Annotated in this window: 18 protein-coding genes; 13 read left to right on the forward strand and 5 right to left on the reverse strand. The window is 31.6% G+C overall.

Features of this window, described 5'->3' with window-relative positions; translation table 11 throughout:
* Window positions 1-7 precede the first annotated feature (7 nt).
* Entirely contained in the window at window positions 8-2,749 is a 2,742-nt protein-coding gene (locus MBM09_RS00490; protein ID WP_238674890.1) for a 2-oxoglutarate dehydrogenase E1 component, read from the reverse strand.
* A 158-nt stretch (window positions 2,750-2,907) separates the two neighbouring features.
* On the opposite strand from MBM09_RS00490, the gene MBM09_RS00495 reads away from it, so the two are divergent.
* Window positions 2,908-3,438 (forward strand): alpha-ketoglutarate decarboxylase, encoded by a 531-nt coding sequence (locus tag MBM09_RS00495; RefSeq protein ID WP_238674891.1) that lies wholly within the window; start codon window positions 2,908-2,910, stop codon window positions 3,436-3,438.
* Window position 3,439: 1 nt separating this feature from the next.
* On the opposite strand, the gene MBM09_RS00500 is transcribed toward MBM09_RS00495, so the two are convergent.
* Window positions 3,440-3,871: an Rrf2 family transcriptional regulator gene (locus MBM09_RS00500; protein WP_238674892.1), complete on the reverse strand. Its 432-nt coding sequence runs from the start codon at window positions 3,869-3,871 to the stop codon at window positions 3,440-3,442.
* A gap of 116 nt (window positions 3,872-3,987) precedes the next feature.
* Between MBM09_RS00500 and MBM09_RS00505 the strand changes: the two genes are divergently transcribed.
* From MBM09_RS00505 to MBM09_RS00540, 8 genes are all read left to right on the forward strand, one after another.
* A complete protein-coding gene (locus MBM09_RS00505) occupies window positions 3,988-4,485 on the forward strand; it encodes a cytochrome c (protein ID WP_238674893.1) in 498 nt (165 codons plus the stop codon).
* 9 nt (window positions 4,486-4,494) lie between these two features.
* Window positions 4,495-5,073 (forward strand): fasciclin domain-containing protein, encoded by a 579-nt coding sequence (locus tag MBM09_RS00510; RefSeq protein WP_238674894.1) that lies wholly within the window; start codon window positions 4,495-4,497, stop codon window positions 5,071-5,073.
* A gap of 27 nt (window positions 5,074-5,100) precedes the next feature.
* Window positions 5,101-7,071, forward strand: coding sequence for a Sec-dependent nitrous-oxide reductase (nosZ, locus tag MBM09_RS00515; RefSeq protein WP_238674895.1), 1,971 nt, complete (start codon window positions 5,101-5,103; stop codon window positions 7,069-7,071).
* Window positions 7,072-7,180: 109 nt separating this feature from the next.
* Window positions 7,181-7,771 carry a hypothetical protein gene (locus MBM09_RS00520; RefSeq protein WP_238674896.1) on the forward strand — a complete coding sequence of 197 codons (591 nt, stop codon included), beginning with the start codon at window positions 7,181-7,183 and terminating at the stop codon, window positions 7,769-7,771.
* A 39-nt stretch (window positions 7,772-7,810) separates the two neighbouring features.
* Window positions 7,811-8,248: a nitrous oxide reductase accessory protein NosL gene (locus MBM09_RS00525; RefSeq protein ID WP_238674897.1), complete on the forward strand. Its 438-nt coding sequence runs from the start codon at window positions 7,811-7,813 to the stop codon at window positions 8,246-8,248.
* 40 nt (window positions 8,249-8,288) lie between these two features.
* Window positions 8,289-9,500, forward strand: coding sequence for a nitrous oxide reductase family maturation protein NosD (locus MBM09_RS00530; RefSeq protein ID WP_238676354.1), 1,212 nt, complete (start codon window positions 8,289-8,291; stop codon window positions 9,498-9,500).
* A complete protein-coding gene (locus tag MBM09_RS00535) occupies window positions 9,494-10,201 on the forward strand; it encodes an ABC transporter ATP-binding protein (protein WP_238674898.1) in 708 nt (235 codons plus the stop codon). The genes MBM09_RS00530 and MBM09_RS00535 overlap by 7 nt, the downstream gene beginning before the upstream one ends.
* Entirely contained in the window at window positions 10,194-10,976 is a 783-nt protein-coding gene (locus MBM09_RS00540; RefSeq protein ID WP_238674899.1) for an ABC transporter permease, read from the forward strand. Before MBM09_RS00535 ends, MBM09_RS00540 begins: the two co-directional genes overlap by 8 nt.
* Here MBM09_RS00540 and MBM09_RS00545 read toward each other — a convergent pair.
* Together MBM09_RS00545 and MBM09_RS00550 are read right to left on the reverse strand one after the other, a co-directional pair.
* Window positions 10,973-11,323 (reverse strand): hypothetical protein, encoded by a 351-nt coding sequence (locus tag MBM09_RS00545; RefSeq protein ID WP_238674900.1) that lies wholly within the window; start codon window positions 11,321-11,323, stop codon window positions 10,973-10,975. The genes MBM09_RS00540 and MBM09_RS00545 overlap by 4 nt on opposite strands.
* On the reverse strand, window positions 11,323-12,297 hold the full coding sequence (locus MBM09_RS00550; protein WP_238674901.1) for a polyprenyl synthetase family protein: 975 nt from the start codon (window positions 12,295-12,297) through the stop codon (window positions 11,323-11,325). Before MBM09_RS00550 ends, MBM09_RS00545 begins: the two co-directional genes overlap by 1 nt.
* A 125-nt stretch (window positions 12,298-12,422) precedes the next feature.
* Here MBM09_RS00550 and MBM09_RS00555 point away from each other — a divergent pair, with 125 nt between their 5' ends.
* From MBM09_RS00555 to MBM09_RS00570, 4 genes are all read left to right on the forward strand, one after another.
* Window positions 12,423-13,028 (forward strand): TetR/AcrR family transcriptional regulator, encoded by a 606-nt coding sequence (locus MBM09_RS00555; protein ID WP_238674902.1) that lies wholly within the window; start codon window positions 12,423-12,425, stop codon window positions 13,026-13,028.
* 2 nt (window positions 13,029-13,030) lie between these two features.
* On the forward strand, window positions 13,031-14,374 hold the full coding sequence (locus MBM09_RS00560) for a TolC family protein (RefSeq protein ID WP_238674903.1): 1,344 nt from the start codon (window positions 13,031-13,033) through the stop codon (window positions 14,372-14,374).
* A 15-nt stretch (window positions 14,375-14,389) separates the two neighbouring features.
* Window positions 14,390-15,562, forward strand: a complete 1,173-nt coding sequence (locus MBM09_RS00565; RefSeq protein ID WP_238674904.1) for an efflux RND transporter periplasmic adaptor subunit — start codon at window positions 14,390-14,392, stop codon at window positions 15,560-15,562.
* An 89-nt stretch (window positions 15,563-15,651) separates the two neighbouring features.
* Window positions 15,652-19,188, forward strand: a complete 3,537-nt coding sequence (locus tag MBM09_RS00570; protein ID WP_238674905.1) for an efflux RND transporter permease subunit — start codon at window positions 15,652-15,654, stop codon at window positions 19,186-19,188.
* 70 nt (window positions 19,189-19,258) lie between these two features.
* On the opposite strand, the gene MBM09_RS00575 is transcribed toward MBM09_RS00570, so the two are convergent.
* Window positions 19,259-22,117: a TonB-dependent receptor domain-containing protein gene (locus tag MBM09_RS00575; RefSeq protein ID WP_370569713.1), complete on the reverse strand. Its 2,859-nt coding sequence runs from the start codon at window positions 22,115-22,117 to the stop codon at window positions 19,259-19,261.
* Window positions 22,118-22,268 lie beyond the last annotated feature (151 nt).

Raw genomic sequence — 22,268 nt, forward strand, 5'->3', positions numbered from 1 at the left:
TTTTAATCTATTCTTTATCAAAAACTGCATTTATAACGCGTTGTTGTCTTCTTTTATCTCGTGTGCTGGATCCTGGCGCTGGCACAGAATTATATGGTCTTGAACAAACTTCTAACTTAACCAAATCCATACGTTGTAACATATAACTCCAAGCTCCCATATTCTTAGGCTCTTCTTGTGCCCAAACATGCTTTTCAACATTTGGATAACGATTAATTACTTCCTGTATTTTTTCAAAATGCAATGGAAATAATTGCTCTATTCTAACCAAAGCTACATCTTCTCTATTTAAATTTTCCCTTTCTGCTAATAAATCGTAATAAAATTTACCTGTACAAAATACCAGTTTTTTAACTTTTTTAGGATTTATTGTATCATCTATTACTTCTTGGAATCTGCCTGTTGCTAATTCATTTATTGATGATACTGCTTTAGGGTGACGTAATAAACTTTTAGGAGTAAATACAATTAAAGGTTTTCTATAATCACGTTTTAATTGACGACGCAATAAATGGAAAAAATTGGCAGGTGTTGTACAATCTGCAACAATCATATTATCATTACCACATAATTGTAAATAACGCTCTATTCTTGCCGATGAATGTTCGGAACCTTGACCTTCATATCCATGAGGTAGTAACACAACTATACCGTTTTGTGCTTTCCATTTATCTTCAGCTGCAGATAAATATTGGTCGAATATAATTTGCGCACCATTACTAAAATCTCCAAACTGAGCTTCCCATATAGTTAATGTATTTGGATTTGCCATAGCGTAACCATAATCAAAACCAAGTACACCATATTCTGATAAAAAGGAATTGTAAATATACATTTGCCCTTTACTGTCTGGATTTGTATTTAATAAATTGATACGCTCTTCTGAGATTTCGTCCCTTAAAATAGCATGTCGATGGCTAAATGTACCGCGTTCTACATCTTGTCCAGAAATACGAACATTAAAACCCTCTTCCATTAAACTACCATAGGCTAAGGTTTCTGCCATACCCCAATCTAAGGTATCGGTTTCGAAAACCATTTTTGCACGACCATCTAAAATTCTTACAGCTTTACGTAAAAACTTAACGCCTTCTGGTACAGTGGAAACTATTCTTGAAATATTTTCTAGTTTACTTTTAGGATATTTTGTGTCTTCGGTTTCAAGCATAGCCTCAATACCCTTACGTTGAAACGCTGTCCAACGTTCTTCCATAAACTCTCTTACTTTTGAAGATTCAGCTTGTTTAGATTTTTCGTATTCACTTTCTAAAGTTGCTCTAAAATCATTTACAATTTTATCTACGTAACCTTGGTCAATTGTTTTTTCTTCAATTAACTTATCAGAATATATTTTGAAAGGATTTGGGTGTTTTGCTATGTTTTTATAAAGTTTTGGCTGCGTAAATCTAGGCTCATCGCCTTCGTTATGTCCATATTTTCTATAACCTAATAAATCGATGTACACATCTTTTTTATATCGCATTCTATACTCTAAAGCCATTTCTACAGCATGAACAACTGCCTCGGCATCATCTGCATTTACATGCAATACAGGAGACAGTGTTACTTTGGCAACATCTGTACAATACGTACTTGATCGGGCATCAAGATAATTAGTTGTAAAACCTATTTGGTTATTTACAACTATATGAACCGTTCCTCCTGTTTTATACCCATTTAACTTACTCATTTGGGCTACCTCATAAGCAATTCCTTGACCTGCAATAGCAGCATCACCATGAACTATTATTGGTAAAATTTTAGAATCATCTCCATTATAATCACTATCTATTTTTGCTCTGGTAATACCTTCGGCCACTGGAGCAACGGTTTCTAAATGTGATGGATTTGGAACCAAATTCATCTTAATATTTTTCCCGTTTTGATACGTTTTATCTAGTGTTAATCCTAAATGATACTTTACGTCTCCATCAATATTTTCGTCTTCAAAATCTTTTCCATCAAACTCACTAAAAAGCTCTCGCATTGGTTTTCTAAAAATGTTAACCAATGTACTTAAACGACCACGATGTGCCATTCCTAACACACACTCTTTTACACCAAACTTTTCTACAGAATAATACAGTGCATTGCTAATAGCAGGAATTAAAGACTCTCCTCCTTCTAAAGAAAATCGCTTTTGACCTACATATTTTGTTTGTAAAAAGTTCTCGAAGTTAACTGCTTGGTTTAATTTTGAAAGAATATATTTCTTTTTTTCTGCTGAAAAACTAGGATGATTATCATTAACATTAAGTTTATCCTGCCACCACTTAATAACCTCTGGATTACGCAAATACATATACTCAACCCCTATAGAATCACAATAAATATTCTCAAGATGCGTGATAATTTTACGTAAGGTTTGAGCACCAATACCCAAAATTTCTCCAGCATTAAAAACGGTATCTAAATCATTTTCAGATAAATTAAAATTATGTAATTCTAATGTAGGCGTATAAGTTCTTCTACCTCTAACAGGGTTAGTTTTGGTAAACAAATGTCCTCGCATTCTATAACCATCAATAAGCCTAACTACTTGAAATTCTTTTTGAACATGCTCTGGTATTTGGGTAGAAACACCTTCTATAATCTCACCATTTAAACCATAGTTTTCGCTACCAAAATCATAACCTTGAAAAAAGGCTCTCCAACTTGGTTCAACAGTATCTGGGTTTTCTAAATATTGATCGTATAAATCAGCAAAATAAGCTGTATGTGCTGCGTTTAAAAATGAAAATTTATCCATTGTTCTATTTAATCCCGCTTAAGGGTAGTCAAAATATTTTCCAAAAATACAACTTTTACTAAAATTAGATGTTTCTTTAACTATATTTATGGTGTACTATTATAATTTAATTAATAAGTAGTATTTACATGTTAAATTTTTAATTATTTCTCATTCAAATGAATTTATTTTTTTTAATTAATAAAAAAGCTGCTGTTAGTTTAGTAATAATCCTTTTTTGTGCTTTTAATTTAAATGCTCAAGAAACTAAAAGCAATTTCTGGAAAAATGTTAGATATGGAGGTGGTATTGGACTTAGTTTTGGAGATGGTTTTTTTAGCGGAACCATAGCACCAAGTGCCATTTATCAATTTGAAAATGATTTTGCATTAGGTTTAGGTCTAAATGCCACATTTAACAATCAAAAAAATGTATATAAGTCTACCATTTTAGGTGGAAGTTTGATTGGACTATTTAATGTAATTCCTGAATTACAACTTTCTGCAGAATTTGAGCAACTTAATGTAGATAGAAGATACGATGTTAATTTGAATATTGAAGACTACAACTATTGGGTACCCGCTTTATTTATAGGTGCAGGTTATAGAAGCGGTAATGTTACATTTGGCCTAAGATATGATGTGCTTTACGATGATGAAAAAAGTATTTACACAACCCCTTTGGCTCCTTTTATGAGGTTTTATTTTTAATTTATAGAGGCAAAAAAGAATTTCCCTGTTTAACATCAAAAGCCAATTCTTTAATAGTCTTGTTTTTTAACTTCTTTAATATTTTATTTCTCGATGGTCCTAAAATATGATGTAAAGGACATGGTTTATTCTCATCACATTTTTCTAAACTTAACATACAGTTGGTTAATTTGTGTTCATCATCTACAACATTTAAAATATTAATTACAGGTTGGTTCATATTTTCTTCATTTAAGTAGAACCCTCCTTTTGGCCCTCTAACAGAAGACACCATGTTTTCCCTAGCTAATTCTTGAAGTAACTTTGCAATATACGCTTGTGGTACATTAATTGGTTTTGCAATTTCTTTAACCATTACTTTTTTTTCTTCACTAGATTCTATCGCTAAAAATAGAATAGCTTTTATTGCATACTTTGAAGAGTTTGACAGCATAATACGTTTTAAAATTGGCGCAAAGGTAAAAAAGATATTTTTATCTTAAATATGATTTTTATCATATTATATTGTATTACAAGCTTATAGTTTTGTTATCACTAAAATCAACTTTTATGAAAACAACACTAAACATTGTAATGACATTATTCCTTGCACTACTCATTAGCTGTGGTGGTAAAGAAGAAAAAAAGAAAGAAGGGTTTTCTTATGAAAAAAAGACACCAACAGAACAAACAGTAAAAAAAGAAGAAACGGTTCCAGCATCTCAAAAAGTAGATTTAGAAAATAAAGGTGTAGGGCCAATAAAATCTTTAGCTCTAAATGCAGAGATAGATCAAAAAATGGTGGCTCATGGAGCAGATGTATTCAAAAAAATGTGTACCGCTTGCCATAGACCAGATAAAAAATTTATTGGTCCAGCTCCAACAGGGCTTTTAGATCGAAGATCACCAGAGTGGGTTATGAATATGATTTTAAATCCTGAAGAAATGGTGCAAAAAGACCCATTGGCTAAGGAGTTATTAATTGAATTTAATGGTTCTCCTATGGCTAATCAAAACCTTACTGAAGAAGAAGCCAGAGCTGTATTAGAATACTTCCGAACCCTATAATAATAACTAATGAAAACAATTAAACAATTACTTTTTGTTTTTACACTAGTAGCATTGATTTGTTCTTGTAAAAATGAAAACAAAGAAGCCTCAACGACCTCTACAGTTAATACAACTGAAAATGAATCAACAGAAAGAACCGGTCAAGCTTTTGTTACAGATGATGAAGCAACACCTAATTGTTTGCAAATTGCAATAAACTCGCCAGATCATAAAACACTTGTTGCTGCTGTACAAGCTGCACAAGTAGAAAACGCACTAGTAAACGTTGGTCCGCTTACGGTTTTTGCACCTACCGATAGTGCATTTGATGCATTGCCAGAAGGTACAGTAGAAAATTTAGTAAAATCTGAAAATAAAGCTACACTTGCTAATATTTTAAAATATCATGTAACCCCAGGAAATTTAAGTACTACTATTTTAACAAAACTTCCAAAATTGGGTCAAGCAAATAATCAATATGTACAAGTAGAAGTTATTGATGGAAAACCAGTAATTGGTGGAGCAAATATTATTGCAAGCGTTAAAGCTGGTAATGGTATTGTACATGTAATTGATAAAGTATTATTACCTCCAACCGAAGAATAAAAAGCACTAACTAAAATTTATATAACGATGAAGAATATATTAAAATTAACGCTTACAATATTAAGTGCTTTAGTAGCACTTACAAGTTGTAATAATTCTGGCAAATCAGATAGCAGATCTGGAGCTTTGGCAGGTAACGTTGCCGAAAAAGTTTATGTAGCTCCTGGAGAGCACGATGAATTTTATGCTTTTATATCTGGTGGTTTCAGCGGACAGTTATCCGTTTACGGTTTACCATCTGGAAGGTTATTTAAAGTCATTCCTGTATTCTCCCAAGATGCAGAAAAAGCTTATGGTTACAACGAAGAAACTAAACCTATGTTAAATACATCTCATGGTTTCGTGCCTTGGGATGATTCGCATCACCCAGACATTTCTCAAACAGGAGGTGAAATTGATGGTCGTTGGATATTTATTAATGGTAATAACACGCCAAGGATTGCAAAAATCGATTTATCAACATTTGAAACTACTGAAATTATAGAAGTACCAAATAGTGCAGGTAATCACAGTTCATCGTTTGTTACAGAAAACACAGAATATGTAGTTGCAGGTACGCGTTTCTCTGTTCCTGTTCCTCAAAAAGACATGCCAATTAGCGAATACAAAGGCAACTTTAAAGGTGCTTTGTCGTTTATTTCTGTTGATCCGGAACACGGACATATGGACATTAAGTTTCAATTAATAATGCCTGGTTTCGATTACGACCTTTCGCATCCTGGTCGTGGAAAATCTCATGGTTGGTTCTTTTTTACCACCTATAATTCTGAAGAAGCAAGCACACTTTTAGAAGTAAATGCATCTCAAAATGATAAAGATTTTATTGCAGCTGTAAACTGGAAAAAAATTGAAGAATATGTTAACAATGGCGGTGGAACCATGGTACCAGCTAATTACGCACATAATATTTATGATGAAGACACACACACTGCAACTTCTACAATGAAAAAAGAAGTACTTACTGTAAATCCTTTAGATGTTCCTGGAGCTGTATATTTTCTTCCAACTCCAAAATCACCACATGGTTGCGATGTAGATCCTACTGGTGAATATATTGTAGGGAATGGTAAACTTTCTGCAAACCTAACAGTGCATTCATTTACAAAAATGTTAGATGCTATTGAAAATAAAAAGTTTGCTGGTGATGCATATGGTATTCCTATATTAAATTTTGAAGATGTTTTAGCTGGCTCTGTGGAACAACCAGGTTTAGGACCTTTACATACTGAGTTTGATGGAAAAGGAAATGCCTATACAACATTCTTTATTTCATCTGAAGTAGTAAAATGGAAATTAGGAACATGGGAAGTTGTAGATAGACAACCTTGTTACTACTCTGTAGGGCACTTAATGATTCCTGGAGGAAATTCTCAAAAACCATGGGGTAAATATGTTGTAGCTATGAATAAAATTACAAAAGACCGTTATTTACCAACTGGTCCTGAGGTTACGCAATCTGCTCAATTATATGATATCTCTGGAGACAAAATGGAATTACTATTAGATTTTCCAACAATTGGAGAGCCACACTACGCAGCTGGTTGTCCTGCAGATTTAATAAAACCTAGGTCTAAAAAAATCTTTAAACTTGAGGATAATAAACATCCATTTGCAGCAAAAAGTGAAGCAGACACCAAAGTAGTTAGAGATGGAAAAACCGTTCATATTTATATGACTATGATTAGAAGTCATTTTTCACCTGATAATATTGAAGGTATTAAAGTAGGAGATAAAGTTTATTTTCATGTAACTAATTTAGAGCAAGATTACGATGTGCCACATGGTGTAAGTATGATTGGTGCTAATACATCAGAGTTACTAATTATGCCTGGTCAAACAGAAACATTCCTTTGGGAACCAAAACAAGAAGGTGTATGGCCATTTTACTGTACAGATTTCTGTTCTGCTTTACATCAGGAAATGCAAGGTTATGTTCGTGTATCACCAACTAACGCCAACACACCTTTAAAATGGTCGCTTGGTGAAGATATAGAGTAAAATTAAACTGGGGAATTTTGTTTTAGTGTTTATTTCCCAAAAAGGCGAGAGCTATTATTTCGCTCTCGCCTTTCTTATAAAACATTAGCAAATTAAAAGACTTTTAAAAATGAAAAAATCTAATATTATCATGCTTATTGCGGCATTATTACCTTTAGGATTATTTCTTTTTCCTTTATGGAGAATAACATTAGAAGCGCCTCAATATCCCATTCCGTTAGCAATGAATATTCATATCAATGATTTCTCTGATGTTCATCCTCACGACATCAAAAATATTAATCTTATGAATCATTATGTAGGCATGAAATATATTCCAGAAGCTATTCCAGAGTTTAAAATATTTCCGGCAGGAATTATTATTACTACCTTTATTGGGCTAATCATTGCTTTTAAAGGCAACTATAAATGGTTTTTGTATTGGTTTGTTCTTATGGTTCTTTTAAGTAGTGCAGGAATGTATGATTTTTATATCTGGGAACATGATTATGGCCATAATTTAGACCCAAAAGCCATTATGAAATTTACAAATCCAGATGGAACAGTTATGGGGTTTCAACCACCTTTATTTGGCAGTAAAGATATTTTGAATTTTAGAGCGCACTCATACCCAAGACTCGGTGCTTTGTTTTTAGGATTAGGAATAGCGATGTCTTTATTTGCATATTTTGTAGGAAAAAAACATTATAAAAATTCTTAATTATGTAAGAAACAGATAAAATATAAAAACACTAAAATAATGCAAACACTAAAACACTATTATATTTACGCATTACTACTTTTTCTTTTTAATTGTAATGTATCTCCAAAGGCTATAGACTATGGAAATGATGGATGCCATTTTTGTAAAATGACTATTGTAGACAAAGTACATGCCGCAGAAATTGTTACAAAAAAAGGTAAAGTTTATAAATTTGATGCCACAGAATGCATGGTTAATTTCTTAGAAGAATTCGATACGAATGAAATAGAATTATACCTGTCCAACAATTATAATGAACCTGAAGCCTTAATTAATGCCACAAAAGCTACATTCTTAATAAGTAAAAATGTCCCTAGCCCAATGGGTGCTTTTCTATCGGCTTTTAAAACTAAAGAAGATGCAGAAAAAGTTCAAGCCATAAAAGGAGGCAATTTATATACATGGGATGAAATACTAGCAAAATTTAAAGACTAGTTAAATGAAACACTTGCTCGCTTTTTTATCAGTCATTTTAATGGCTAGCACAACTATTGCTCAAACTATTGCTCAAACTATTGAGGTATGCCATTCTTGCCCAACTTCAACTTTACAAAGTGCCATTACACAAGCTAAAGATTTTGATACTATTCTTGTAAAAAAAGGCTCTTATAAAGAGTACAATATTGTTGTAAATAAACCACTCACTATTATTGGAGAAAACTACCCAGTAATTGATGGAGAGTTAAAAGGTGAAATAATTACAATTGTTTCAGACAATGTAACAATCGATGGTTTATTCATCATTAATGTTGGAACTAGTTATACTGAAGATTATGCAGCTATTCGTGTTATAAAGAGCAAAAACTTTATTATTCAAAATGTAGTATTAGAAAAATTGTTTTTTGGTATTTATCTTGAAAAATCAAGCTACGGGAAAGTATTTCACAACAAAATTATTGGAGATGCCATTGAAGAATACAACTCTGGAAATGGCATACAATTATGGTACAGCAATCATATAGAAATAGAACATAACTATGTAGAACATGTTCGTGATGGAATTTATCTAGAGTTTTCTGATGATTGTTTAATCAAGAATAATGTAAGTGCAGAAAATTTGCGTTATGGTTTACATTTTATGTTTTCTAATGATGACATTTACCAAGACAACACTTTTGAAAATAACGGAGCAGGGGTTGCTGTTATGTTTTCAAAAAAAATTAAAATGTATAATAATACCTTTAAAAAAAATTGGGGAACGGCATCTTATGGTATGCTTTTAAAAGAAATTAATGATGCAGAAATTATTGGTAATACTTTTGAAGAAAACACTATAGGAATAAACATAGAAGGCTCAAACAGAATAACCTATAAAAACAACAACTTTACCAATAATGGTTGGGCTATTAAAGTTCGTGGTGCTTGCTATTCAAATAAATTTATTGAAAATAATTTCCTTTACAATTCTTTTGATATTGCTTATAACAGTAAAGTAAATGATAATGTTTTTGATAGAAATTTCTGGAGTAATTACACCGGGTACGATTTAGATAAAAACGGTGTTGGAGACACGCCTTACAGACCTGTAAAACTATTCTCGTATATTGTAAATCGAACACCAGAAACCATTATTTTATTGCGTAGTTTATTTATAGATATTATAGATTTTTCTGAAAAAGTATCTCCTGTATTTACACCAGATAATTTGCTAGACAACAATCCGCTAACTAAAAAAATAACATGGTAGATATTCAAAATTTATATAAAAAATTTGGTAAAAACCAGGTACTATGTGGTTTAGATTTAACTATTAATGAAGGTGGAATTTTTGCAGTTCTTGGACCAAATGGCTCTGGAAAAACAACATTAATAAAATCTATTTTGGGTATGGTTATACCTAATAAAGGTAATATTACTGTACTTGGAGAAAACATAAAAAAAAACTCAGAATACAGACATAAAATTGATTATTTACCTCAAATAGCAAACTTTCCAAGCAATTTAAAGGTAAGAGAATTAATAAGAATGATTAAAGATTTAAGAGGTAACACCACTAAAGATGAAAAGCTTATCGAGCTTTTTAAACTAGAACCTTTTTTAGATAAAAAGCTGGGTAATCTTTCTGGTGGTACCAAACAAAAAGTAAATATAGTTTTAACGTTTATGTTTGATTGCCCTTTAATTATTTTAGATGAGCCCACCACAGGACTAGACCCTATTTCTTTAATAAGACTAAAAGATTTAATTCAAGCCGAAAAAGCTAAAGGAAAAACCATTTTAATCACTTCTCATATTATGAGTTTTGTTGAAGAAGTTTCAGATGAAATTGTATTTCTTTTAGAAGGGAAAATATACTTTAAAGGCTCTATTTCAGAATTAAAATCAAAAACAAATCAACCCGATTTCGAACATGCGATAGCATCAATACTAACAGAAAATCATGTTTAAAATATTAAAATATAGTTTTTATGATTTAATGCGTAGCCGTTGGAGTTATGTATACTTCGGTTTTTATTTATTATTAGGTATTGTGCTTTTGTTTTTAAATAACGATTTATCAAAAGCCGTAATTACCCTAATGAATGTTATTATAATTCTTGTGCCTTTAATAGGAACCATTTTTGGTGTTATGTATTATTACAATTCCAAAGAATTTACAGAACTACTTTTAGCGCAACCTTTAAAACGATCTTCCATATTTTTAGGTCAGTATTTAGGAGTATCACTATCGCTTTCTATGAGTTTAATTTTAGGCTTAGGCATACCATTTATGTTTTATGGCTTGTTTAGAAGCAATGCCATTTGGGACTTTTCATTATTATTAATTACAGGTGTGTTTTTAACTTTAATATTTACCGCACTAGCTTTTAACATAGCATTAACTAACGAAAACAAGATTAAAGGATTTGGATACGCTATACTTTTATGGCTGTTTTTAGCTATTATATATGATGGTATATTTTTAATGTCTTTAATAGTTTTTGAAGAATATCCATTAGATAAATTATCATTAATTGGCACTATGCTTAATCCCATAGATTTATCTAGAACTCTAATTTTATTAAAGTTGGATATTTCTGCACTCTTAGGTTATACTGGCGCTATATTTAAACAGTTTTTTGGAACAAACTTTGGGTTAGTAGTTTCGTTTATTATGTTATTAATTTGGATTATTTTACCAATTATTAGAATTGCAGTAAAATCAAGAAAAAAAGATTTTTAAGAGTATTTATTTCTAAACCATACTTTTTGCCATTCGCGTTTTAAAATTAAAAACGAAACGTCTTCTGATAGTTTTAAAATATCCTCACCATCTAAAGCTTTTACTTGTTTTTCTGGAACATCGATTATGTAAAGTAAGTTTAGATACTCTGTGAATTTTTCTTGAATAAGCTTATAAACTGTTTCGTGTAGTAATAGCTTTAAGCTTGATGGTAAAACATCTTCATGAAAATCTAAATCAATATTTGCTAAAAGAAAATCTTTATTTAGCTGAACAATTAATTTTTTATATAAATCTAATTGATTTGCTTCTTCAATTAAACCATCAAATGTAGCTGGCATATTCATTAAACAGTTCTATTCATTAGGCTATTTCCAAAATCTTTAAGTACGTTTTTCTTTTCTGAAGAGATATTCAAAGATTCTAAAACAGCAAATGCTTGATTTGTATATTCTTGAATAGCTTTTTTTGTTGCTTCTGCAGAACCCGATGATTTAAACAACTGTTTTGCTTTTTCAATTTTACTTGAAACATCTTCAGGATTTGATGAAAATAATTGACTCAATTCTTTTTTATCTGTTTCATTTAAAAACTCTAATGCTTTTAAATACAAATATGTTTTTTTATTCTCTATAATATCACCTCCAACTTGTTTTCCAAAGGTTTCAGGATTACCAAAAGCATCTAAATAATCATCTTGTAATTGAAACGCTATTCCTAAATTTTTCCCAAACTCATAAATACTATTTTGGTCATTTTTAGAAGCTTTAGCAACAATAGCACCCATTTTCATAGCTGCACCAACTAAAACTGCTGTTTTATATTCAATCATTTTTAAATATTCAGGAATAGTAACATCATTTCTAGTTTCAAAATCAACATCATATTGCTGACCTTCACAAACCTCAATAGCTGTTTTGCTAAATAATTTTGCTAAAGCTTGAAATGTTTCAGCATCATAATTCTCAAAAAGTTGATACGCCATTATTAGCATCGCATCTCCAGAAAGAATTCCGGTGTTAATATCCCATTTCTCGTGCACTGTTTTTTGTCCACGTCGCAAAGGCGCATCATCCATAATATCATCATGAACTAATGAAAAATTGTGAAATACCTCTATACTCAACGCTGCATCTAAAGCAGTTTTGTAATTACCTTCAAATATATCAGCTGTCATTAAAGTTAAAACTGGTCTAAGTCTTTTACCTCCTAAACTTAATATATATTCAATGGGTTGATAAAGGTTTTTGGGTTCTTTTATTGTTGAATAGCCTTCAAGATATTCAACAAAAATTTGCTGGTATTTTTCTATAGATAGCATCAAACAAAAATAAAGCAATTCCTCATATTAAAAAGTAATGATGTAAAATATGTGTTAAATAATTGTAAAACTTTGGAAACTTTTTAGGTTTTTAAAGTTTCCTATTGTAGTTTTGCGCCTTTATTATGAGAGAAAAAATTATACATAAAGCAGCAGATTTGTTTTTAACCCTTGGGTTTAAAAGCGTTACAATGGATGATATTGCTAATAAAATGGGCATATCTAAAAAAACCATTTATGTACATTTTGCAAACAAAACCAAATTGGTTGAAGCAACTACACTACACGTGTTTGAGGCAATTTCGCAGGGAATTGACTGCATTTGTGCTGTTAACAAAAATCCTATTGAAGAGATTTTTGAGATTAAGCAGTTTGTAATGGAGCATTTAAAAGATGAAAAATCATCACCTCAATATCAACTCCAAAAATATTACCCGAAAATTTATGGAGCTTTAAAATCTAAGCAAACCTGTGTAATGCAAGATTGCATAACAGAAAATCTAAGAAGAGGTGTAGATATGGGGCTTTACAGAAATACAATAAGCATAGATTTTATCTCAAGAGTATATATTAATAATATGATATGCTTGAAAGATAAAGAGCTTTTCCCTCTTAAAGATTTTTCTATGACCGAGCTTATGGAAAACTATTTAGAATATCACCTTAGAGGTATTTGTACACCTAAAGGATTAGAAATATTAACAAGAATTATAAATAACAATCAATCATAAAAATGAATCGCAAACTAATTATATACTTTAGTTTATTAATTTCTATAACGATGTTTTCTCAAGAAAACAGGCAAAGTTTTTCGTTGCAAGAAGCTATTAACTTTGCGTTAGAAAATAATAGAACTGCAAAAAACGCCTCAAGAGATATTGAAGCTGCAGAAAAACAAAAATGGGAAACCACAGCTACAGGGCTTCCTCAAATTAGTGCATCTGTAGATTATCAAAACTTTTTAAAACAACAAGTTTCATTAATTCCAGCAGAGTTTTTTGGAGGCAACCCTGGTGAATTTTCAGAGGTTGTTTTTGGAACCAAACAGAGTGTTAATGCAACAGCAACCATAACACAAAAAATATTTGATGGCTCATATTTAGTAGGTTTACAATCGGCTAAAGTGTATTTACAAATCTCTAAAAATGCTAAAGAAAAAACAGATTTAGAAGTTAGAAAAGCTGTTATAGAAGCTTATGGAAATGTTTTATTAGCAGAAGAAAGCGTAAATATTTTAAACAAGAATGTTGAAACTTTAGAGAAAAACCTTTTTGAAATAAAGAAAATTTATGAAAATGGTTTAGAAGAAGAGGAAAGTGTTGAGCAACTTCAAATAACGCTTTCTGGTGTAGAAAGTAATCTTAAAAATATTACCAGATTAAAAGATTTAGCATATCAAATGTTAAATATTACACTTGGTTTAGATATAAATAATCCCACTTTTTTAACTGATAGCTTAGAAAACCTAACAGCAGAACATATGGATTTAGGTTTACTAGAAGCCGATGAAACAGTTGAAAACACAATAGACTATAAGATTGCTGAAAACGATAAAACATCTAAAGAATTACTTTTAAAACTAGAAAAAAGTAAAGCATTACCAACATTAAATACATTTATTAATGGAGGATATTCTGCTTTTGGTGATGAGTTCAATTTTACAAGTAAGGACCAGAAATGGTTTGGCTCTTCATTGTTAGGTGTAACTTTAAACATTCCTATATTTAGTTCGCTAGGAAGAAGCGCCGCTACACAACGCGCCAGAATTAATTTAGACAAATCTAAAGATGATTTAATCGAAACTAAACAACGTTTAAAACTACAAATAGCGTCGGCAAAAAGCGATTACCAATTTGCTATTGAAGATTATCAAAACAAAAAACAAAACTTAAATCTTGCCGAAAGAATTGAAGCTAAAAACCAAACCAAATTCTTTGAAGGTATAGGCTCTAGCTTTGAGTTACGTCAGGCACAAACACAATTATATGCTGCACAACAAGAGTTTTTACAAGCCATGTTAGATGTTGTAAACAACAAAGCAGCATTAGAAACTATTTTAAACTCTGTAAATAACTAAAAACCAATCAATAAAATGAAAAATATATATACACTAATTTTAGTAGCCTTAATTTTAAGCTCGTGTGGAGGAGGTGAAAAGAAAGAATCTGTAGAAGACATAATTGCTACCAACAATTTAGAACTTATTAGAGAAAAGAAAACCGAATTGGATGCTACATCTCAAGAAATTTCTTTGCAATTAAAACAATTAGAAGCTAAAATTAAAGATTTAGACCCTCAAGAAAAAGTGCCTTTAATAACCACTTTTGCTGCTAAAGAATCCATTTTTAATCACTTTGTAGAATTACAAGGTAATGTAAACACAAAACAAAATTTAGTTATTTACCCAGAGTTTTCGGGCGTTTTAAGTCGTGTTTATGTTAAAGAAGGAGATCGAGTAACTAAAGGACAAATATTAGCAAAAATCGATGATGGTGGTTTAAGTCAGCAATTGGCACAATTAAAAATTCAATCAGATTTAGCTAAAACAACTTTCGAGCGTCAAGAACGTCTGTGGAATCAAAAAATAGGAAGCGAAATTCAGTATTTACAAGCAAAATCTAATTACGAAGCACAACAACAAGCTGTGAATCAATTAGAACAACAAGTTGGAAAAACTTTAGTTCGTGCACCCTTTACAGGAACTATTGATGATGTTATTACAGATCAAGGCTCAGTAGTTGCTCCTGGTCAAACTGCATTGTTTAGAATTGTAAACCTTAACGATATGTATATTGAAACCGATGTTCCAGAACGCTATGTTTCAGATATTATAAAAGGAAAAGAAGTAAAAGTAGATTTTCCAATTCTAGGAAAAGAAATCACTGCTAAGGTACGTCAGGCTGGAAACTTTATAAATCCTGCAAATAGAACTTTTAAGGTAGAAGTAGAAATTCCTAATAAAGACACTTCAATAAAACCAAACCTTACGGCTAAACTTAAAATTAACGATTACACAAACGAAAAGGCCATTTTAATTCCGCAAAGTATTATTTCAGAAAATGCAGAAGGTCAACAATATGTTTACACTATTATAGAGAAAAACGACAGTATTGCAAAAGCCAAAAGAGTGTTTATTGAAACCGGTAAAACACAAGGCGATTTCATTGAAGTACTCTCAGGTATTGAAAACGGTGAGGAAATAATTGATGAAGGTGCACGAAGTGTACAAGACGGACAAGAAGTTAAAATTTTAATGGTTGAATAAACTTTGTATCCTCATACAGTAATAGCCTTAACTAACTCATTAATGCAAATTTCTTTTAAATAAGAAGTTGCAAAAAAAAACAATCAATCATGACAAAGAAAAAAAATAAAAAACATAAACAAGTTGATAAAGAGTTTGGTTTATCGTCTTGGGCAATACATAACAAAACAACCATATATGTTTTAATTGCTGTTATTCTTTTTTTAGGTGCAGGAGCTTATTTTAGTATGCCTAGAGAAAGTTTTCCAGAAATAAAAGAAACTAAAATATATGTAAGTTCTATTTATCCTGGAAATACTGCCGAAGACATAGAAAAGCTAATTACAGACCCTATTGAAGATAAATTAAAAACGGTTAGTAATGTTGTAGAAATCACCTCAACCTCGCAAGAAGACTACTCTATAGTTATTGTAGAATTCGATGAAAACATTTCTGTTGATGCAGCAAAACAAAAAGTAAAAGACGAAATAGACTCTGAAACTGCAGGCGAAGATTGGCCAACATTTAATGGAGCAAAAGTAGAGCCTAATGTTTTTGATTTAAGTATGTCTGAAGAAATGCCTATTCTAAACATCAATATTTCAGGCGACTACCCTGTAGACAAACTTAAAGAGTATGGTGAATATCTAGAAGATGAAATTGAAAGTTTAATAGAAATTAAACAAGTAGATATTCGTGGTGCTCAAGAAAAAGAGGTAGAAGTTGCCGTGGATATTTATAAAATGATGGCTGCTCAGGTAAGTTTTGATGACATTATAAATACTATAAGTAGAGAAAACTTGACTATGTCTGCAGGTAATTTAATTACAAGTGGGCAGCGACGAACTATTAGAATTTTAGGCGAGATTGAAGACCCAAAAGAACTAGAAAGCTTTGTTGTAAAAACAGAACATAACAATCCTATTTACCTTAAAGATGTAGCAAACGTAACCTTTAAAGATGAGGATAAAACAACTTATGCCAGAGAATTTGGGAAACCTGTTGTGATGCTTGATGTTAAAAAGCGAGCAGGTAAAAATATGGTAGCTGCTGCAGAACAAATTCAAGTTATTGTAGACAATGCTTTAAAAAATGTGTTCCCACCAGATTTAAAAGTAACTATTGCCAACGATCAATCATCAAAAACCATTGGTCAAGTAGATGATTTAGTAAACAACATCATCTTCGGTATTATTCTGGTAGTAACTGTTTTAATGTTCTTTTTGGGCTTTAAAAACGCATTATTTGTTGGTTTTGCCATTCCTATGTCTATGTTCATGTCGCTAATGATTTTGAATTATTTAGGCTATACCATGAATACCATGATTCTTTTTGGATTAATTATGGGATTAGGAATGTTGGTGGATAATGGAATTGTAGTAGTTGAAAACGTTTATCGTTTAATGGAAGATGAGGGCATGACTAGAATTGAAGCTGCCAAAAAAGGAATTGGAGAAATTGCCTTTCCTATCATTATTTCAACAGCAACTACTGTTGCAGCTTTTGTTCCATTAGGATTATGGCCAGGTGTAATGGGTCAGTTTATGATTTATTTCCCAATCACATTATCAGTTGTTTTAGGATCATCATTATTTGTTGCCATTTTCTTTAACTCTGTTATGGTATCTCAATTCATGACTATTGAAGACAAGAATATGCCTTTAAAGCAAATTATTAGAATCTCCATAATATTTGGTGTAATAGGTGTTTTAATTTTTGCCTTTGGCGGAAGCTATAGAGGTTTAGGGACCTTAATGATAGTAACTGTAATTCTACTCTGGATTTATAGATTATTCTTAAGAAAATGGTCAAATGGATTTCAAAACAACATTTTGCCACTTATGGAAAATATGTATGAAAAAACATTACGTTTTGCATTAAGCGGGAAAAAACCTCAATTAATAACTATAGGTACTTTTCTTTTACTTATTATTTCTTTTATCGGTTTTGGTGCTTCTGTAAGTAGTCAACGTACAAAAGTAGAATTCTTTCCAGATAACACACCAAACCAAATTATTGTTTATATAGAATATCCTGAAGGTACTGATATTAAAAAGACTAATGCTATTACCAAAGATATTGAACAGCGTGTTTATAAAATTATAAACGATTCTGAATATATGGAAGGAGATTTCAATTTCTTAACAGAAAGTGCGGTTTCTCAAGTTGGTGAAGGTGCTGGAAACCCTCAGACAGATGGTGGTTCTCAGGCAGAAATGCCACATCGTGGAAAAATTACCGCCACTATGCGCGAGTATAAATTCAGAAAAGGTACTGATAGTAACGATTTGCTTAAAAAGGTTCAGGAAGATTTAAAAGGAATTTATCCTGGTGTTGCAATCTCTGTTGAAAAAGATGCTGCAGGACCACCTGCTGGTTATCCTATAAACTTAGAACTAGAAGGTGATGATTATTCTGAACTTATTACTACAGCTGAAAACATGCGCGATTTCATCAACTCCAAAAATATTCAAGGAATAGACGAGTTGAAGATTGATGTTAATAAATCGAAACCTTCTATGCAAGTTCACATTGATAGGAAAAAAGCAGGAGAACTTGGAGTAAGTTCAGGTCAAGTTGGTCAACAATTGCGTAACTCCATTTTTGGAGCTAAAGCTGGTGTTTTCAAAAAAGATGGTGAAGATTATGATATTTATGTGCGTTTTAATGAAGAAAACAGATATAATACAAGTGCTATTTTCAATCAGAAAATAACCTTTAGAGATATGGCTTCTGGACAAATAAAAGAAGTCCCTGTTTCTACTGTTGCTAAACAAAATAACACTTCTGGTTTTAGCGCTATTAAACATAGAGATGTAAAACGTGTTGTAACACTTTATTCTGCTTTATCTCCAGGTTTTACTGATGCAGGAGCAATTGTATCTAAAATTCAACATGAAATGCAAAGTTTTACAGAAAAACCTGATGGAGTAAAAATTGATTACACTGGTCAAATAGAAGAACAAAACAAACAAATGGCATTTTTAATGGGTGCATTCTTTACTGGACTAGGGTTAATTTTCTTCATTTTAATATTTCAATTTAACTCGGTTTCAAAGCCTGGTATTATTATGATTGCTATTTTCTTGAGTTTAATTGGTGTTTTTGGAGGTATTGTAATAACAGGTAGTTCATTTGTTATAATGATGACTATGATGGGAATTATTTCACTGGCTGGAATTGTAGTTAATAATGGTGTGGTTCTTTTAGATTACACTCAACTTTTAATTGACAGAAAGAAAGTAGAACATAACTTGGAAGATGACCAATATATAGAAGAAAATGAACTTTTAGAAGCTATTGTTAAAGGTGGAAAAGCACGTTTACGTCCTGTATTGCTAACAGCAATTACAACTATTTTAGGATTAATACCGTTAGCTATAGGTTTAAACATTAACTTCTTTACACTATTAAGCGAGTTTAACCCTCATATTTATATGGGAGGTGATAATGTTATTTTCTGGGGGCCATTAGCATGGACCGTTATTTTTGGCCTTATAATAGCAACCTTTTTAACACTTGTTGTAGTTCCAATTCTATTTTATTTAATAACAAAATTTAAAATGTGGTTATTTAAAAATAGAGTTGTAAATACAACTGCTTCTCAAGAAATTTTTAATATGGATAAACGCTTAGAAATAAAATAGCTTTATCAAAATTCATAAAAAAGCCTCAACATACGTTGAGGCTTTTTTATTATCAAATTAATTAGGTTTTTTATTTCAATTTAAAACTAACTCTTGCAAAAAGGAATCGACCTCCTATACCAAATTGTTGAGAACGTCTTGACCAATCAAAACGCCCACCACTTCTGTTAGCTTCAATAGCTCTATCTGGAAAAACATCTAGTAAATTATTAGCTCCAACTGTAAGTGTTAAACTTTCAGAAGCTTGATAACCAAAAGATAAATCGGTTACCAATTTAGAATCAAAAACTTGCTGATTATCAATATTTGTTGTAGCCTCTGAAACCTTACCAAACCAAACATTCCTTAAAAATACATTCCATTTACCAGAACTTAAATTATTAGTTAAATTTACTTTTGTTCTTGGTACAGCTTCTTCAAGGTAAATCCTACTATCTTCTGGGAAATATGTGCCTACTAAACCAGCATCTTCTAAAACTCTAGAAGCTTTAATATCTCCTACTTTTTTTGTTTTAGATAAAGTTGCAGAAAAAGTGTTTTTTAATTTCGCTTTATTTGCTACAACAAGATCCCATGTAACTACGGCATCAATACCTTTTGATTCCGTATCAATCGCATTTGCGAAAAATGAAGCTGCAGAGGCATTAGCTTGTGACAATAAATTATCTAGTTCTGTTCCTGTTCCAGGACCTCTAAACTGTCCTGTATAAACAACTCTGTCATCAATTCCTACCCAATAACCATCTACAGTTATAGTTACATTAGCATCTGGCAAATCAGTTGTAAACCCTAAACTAACACTTTTAGAAGTTTCTTCTTTTAATTGCGGAATTCCTAAAAGTTTTGCTGCTCTACTATCGTTTGAAAATGTTCCAACCTCTACAGGAATACCATCTTGAAATATGGTTGATGTAGAGTTGAAATTTAACTGATGTAAGGATGGTGCTCTAAAACCAGTATTTAAAGCTGCTCTTAAATTTAAATTTTCGCTAGCTTTTAATCTTGTTGCTAATTTAAAGTTTATAGTTGAACCGAAATCTGAATAGTTTTCGAAGCGTGTTGCAAAACTTGCTAAAAAAGTTTCAGAAAAATCAGCTTCTAAATCAAAATACCCAGCTACACTACTTCTATCTCTTGATAATTCATTTGCTGGACTGAATCCAGGAAAAACTTGAGAACCACCAGGTCTTCCGTTTCCAAAAAAGTCAACTGCAGGACTTTGTGTTGGTAATGTAATTAACTCTCCTTCTTGAGTATATTGACCATAAGATGCTTCTTCACCGGCAACAATTTCATAGTTCTCTAATCGGTATTCTGCACCGAATGCCACGTTAAGTCCGTTTAAAATATCATCATAAAACTGATTAATATCTAAGTTAACCGTATTCTGTGCAAAGTTAAATCCCCCAGCATCAAAAGTTGTTGGAGAGGCATTTTGGCGAGAAGCATTAAAGGTATTACCTATCGTGTATAAAAAGCCGTTTTTTCCCCAAGTGTTACTTAAATCAATATTCCAACCATTAACTACTCCTTTTATACCCACAGCAAAAGATTTATCTGCAATTGTTGAATTAATTTCTGGTAAAAATCCATTTATATAAGCTGGTGTATAGGTTCTACTTTGGTTTGGTAGACGATAAAAACCAGCAGAATTTCCTTTTCTAGAGCTCACTCCTGCAAAAGAATATAGTTCTGTACCTTCATCATCTAAAGGTAAAGACATGTTTGCAAAAAAGCGCCCACCACGAACTTCAGATTGACCAACTCGCATGTTAAAATCGCTTCTCTCCAATCCTCTTGCGGCTAATTCTGCTGTTGTATTATCTTCACTTAAAATAGGTTGTAAGTCCTCTTTTGTAGTTGCTCCATTTAAATTAATACCAGCAGCATTAGCATATTGTATAACATCAGTAACATCATCATCTAATAAATTAGACAAATTATATCCATCATTATTTGCAAATCTTTCAACGGTGTTATAAAGGTTAAAAACATCACCTTCCCATTCTTTCATTCTACTGTAATGTTCTCTAAAATCAAAATCACCAGTGAAATTTATAAAACCTCCTTTTTCGCCCAAAGCTAATCCATAATTGGCACTAATATTTACTGTCTCTCCATCAACACCTCCTGTTTGGTCGTTAGCATTTTCAGAAAAATGAGCTCCCGTTGTCATATTTAATGTTAACTCGTTAACATTTTCATTTAAAACAATATTTATAACGCCTGCTATTGCATCCGATCCATATTGAGCTGCAGCTCCGTCACGTAATACTTCTAATCGCTTTATGGCTCCTGATGGGATGGCATTTAAATCTGTACCAACACTACCTCTACCAAATGTTCCATTTACATTTACCAAAGACGAATTATGTCTTCTTTTTCCGTTAATTAAAACTAAAACTTGATCTGGTCCTAAACCACGTAATGAAGCTGGATCAATGTGATCGGTTCCATCTGAAATAGTTTGTGTATTTGATGTAAACGAAGGTGCAACAAAATTTAAAATTTGATTTAAATTTACTTGAGGACCTGCCGAAGTTAACTCAGCAACATTAATAACATCGACTGGAACCGGAGTATCTATAGCTGTTCTAGCAGGGTTTCTCGATCCAATAAGCACAATTTGTTCTAATGCAACACCCGATTGCATCGCAACATTCATTGTATTTCCCAAAACTACATTTTCTTGGGTTTCATAACCAACATAAGAAAACACCAAAACATCTCCGGTATTTGCATTAATTGAATAGTTTCCATTAAAATCTGTAGTAGTTCCTACAGTAGTTCCTTTCACAACTACCGATACACCAGGTAGTCCTCCAGAATCATCTGTAACCGTACCTGAGACTTCTTGTCCCATAATTAACCCTGATACTCCAAAAAACATTAGTAATATCAAAGATTTTAAATGTAATAATTTGTTCATAATTTTTTTATTTTGAATTAGTCATTGCTAAGATATGCATATTATACGCTCTATTAATGAAAATAAATCAAAATTTTTAACTAAATTTAGAGTATTTAATAAATTAATGGTTAAAAAATTATTTTATTGTTAATTTTAACTGTTGATGTTT

The sequence above is a fragment of the Flaviramulus sp. BrNp1-15 genome (genome assembly GCF_022259695.1).
In the GTDB taxonomy this organism is placed as follows: Bacteria; Bacteroidota; Bacteroidia; order Flavobacteriales; family Flavobacteriaceae; genus BrNp1-15.

Coding starts and splice junctions, on each gene's coding strand:
- MBM09_RS00525 (WP_238674897.1), top strand. CDS start 7,811: ATGCAAACACTAAAACACTATTATATTTACGCATTACTACTTTTTCTT.
- MBM09_RS00565 (WP_238674904.1), top strand. CDS start 14,390: ATGAAAAATATATATACACTAATTTTAGTAGCCTTAATTTTAAGCTCG.
- MBM09_RS00560 (WP_238674903.1), top strand. CDS start 13,031: ATGAATCGCAAACTAATTATATACTTTAGTTTATTAATTTCTATAACG.
- MBM09_RS00520 (WP_238674896.1), top strand. CDS start 7,181: ATGAAAAAATCTAATATTATCATGCTTATTGCGGCATTATTACCTTTA.
- MBM09_RS00500 (WP_238674892.1), bottom strand. CDS start 3,871: ATGCTGTCAAACTCTTCAAAGTATGCAATAAAAGCTATTCTATTTTTA.
- MBM09_RS00535 (WP_238674898.1), top strand. CDS start 9,494: ATGGTAGATATTCAAAATTTATATAAAAAATTTGGTAAAAACCAGGTA.
- MBM09_RS00575 (WP_370569713.1), bottom strand. CDS start 22,117: ATGAACAAATTATTACATTTAAAATCTTTGATATTACTAATGTTTTTT.
- MBM09_RS00545 (WP_238674900.1), bottom strand. CDS start 11,323: ATGAATATGCCAGCTACATTTGATGGTTTAATTGAAGAAGCAAATCAA.
- MBM09_RS00570 (WP_238674905.1), top strand. CDS start 15,652: ATGACAAAGAAAAAAAATAAAAAACATAAACAAGTTGATAAAGAGTTT.
- nosZ (WP_238674895.1), top strand. CDS start 5,101: ATGAAGAATATATTAAAATTAACGCTTACAATATTAAGTGCTTTAGTA.
- MBM09_RS00505 (WP_238674893.1), top strand. CDS start 3,988: ATGAAAACAACACTAAACATTGTAATGACATTATTCCTTGCACTACTC.
- MBM09_RS00540 (WP_238674899.1), top strand. CDS start 10,194: ATGTTTAAAATATTAAAATATAGTTTTTATGATTTAATGCGTAGCCGT.
- MBM09_RS00490 (WP_238674890.1), bottom strand. CDS start 2,749: ATGGATAAATTTTCATTTTTAAACGCAGCACATACAGCTTATTTTGCT.
- MBM09_RS00510 (WP_238674894.1), top strand. CDS start 4,495: ATGAAAACAATTAAACAATTACTTTTTGTTTTTACACTAGTAGCATTG.
- MBM09_RS00530 (WP_238676354.1), top strand. CDS start 8,289: ATGGCTAGCACAACTATTGCTCAAACTATTGCTCAAACTATTGAGGTA.
- MBM09_RS00495 (WP_238674891.1), top strand. CDS start 2,908: ATGAATTTATTTTTTTTAATTAATAAAAAAGCTGCTGTTAGTTTAGTA.
- MBM09_RS00550 (WP_238674901.1), bottom strand. CDS start 12,297: ATGCTATCTATAGAAAAATACCAGCAAATTTTTGTTGAATATCTTGAA.
- MBM09_RS00555 (WP_238674902.1), top strand. CDS start 12,423: ATGAGAGAAAAAATTATACATAAAGCAGCAGATTTGTTTTTAACCCTT.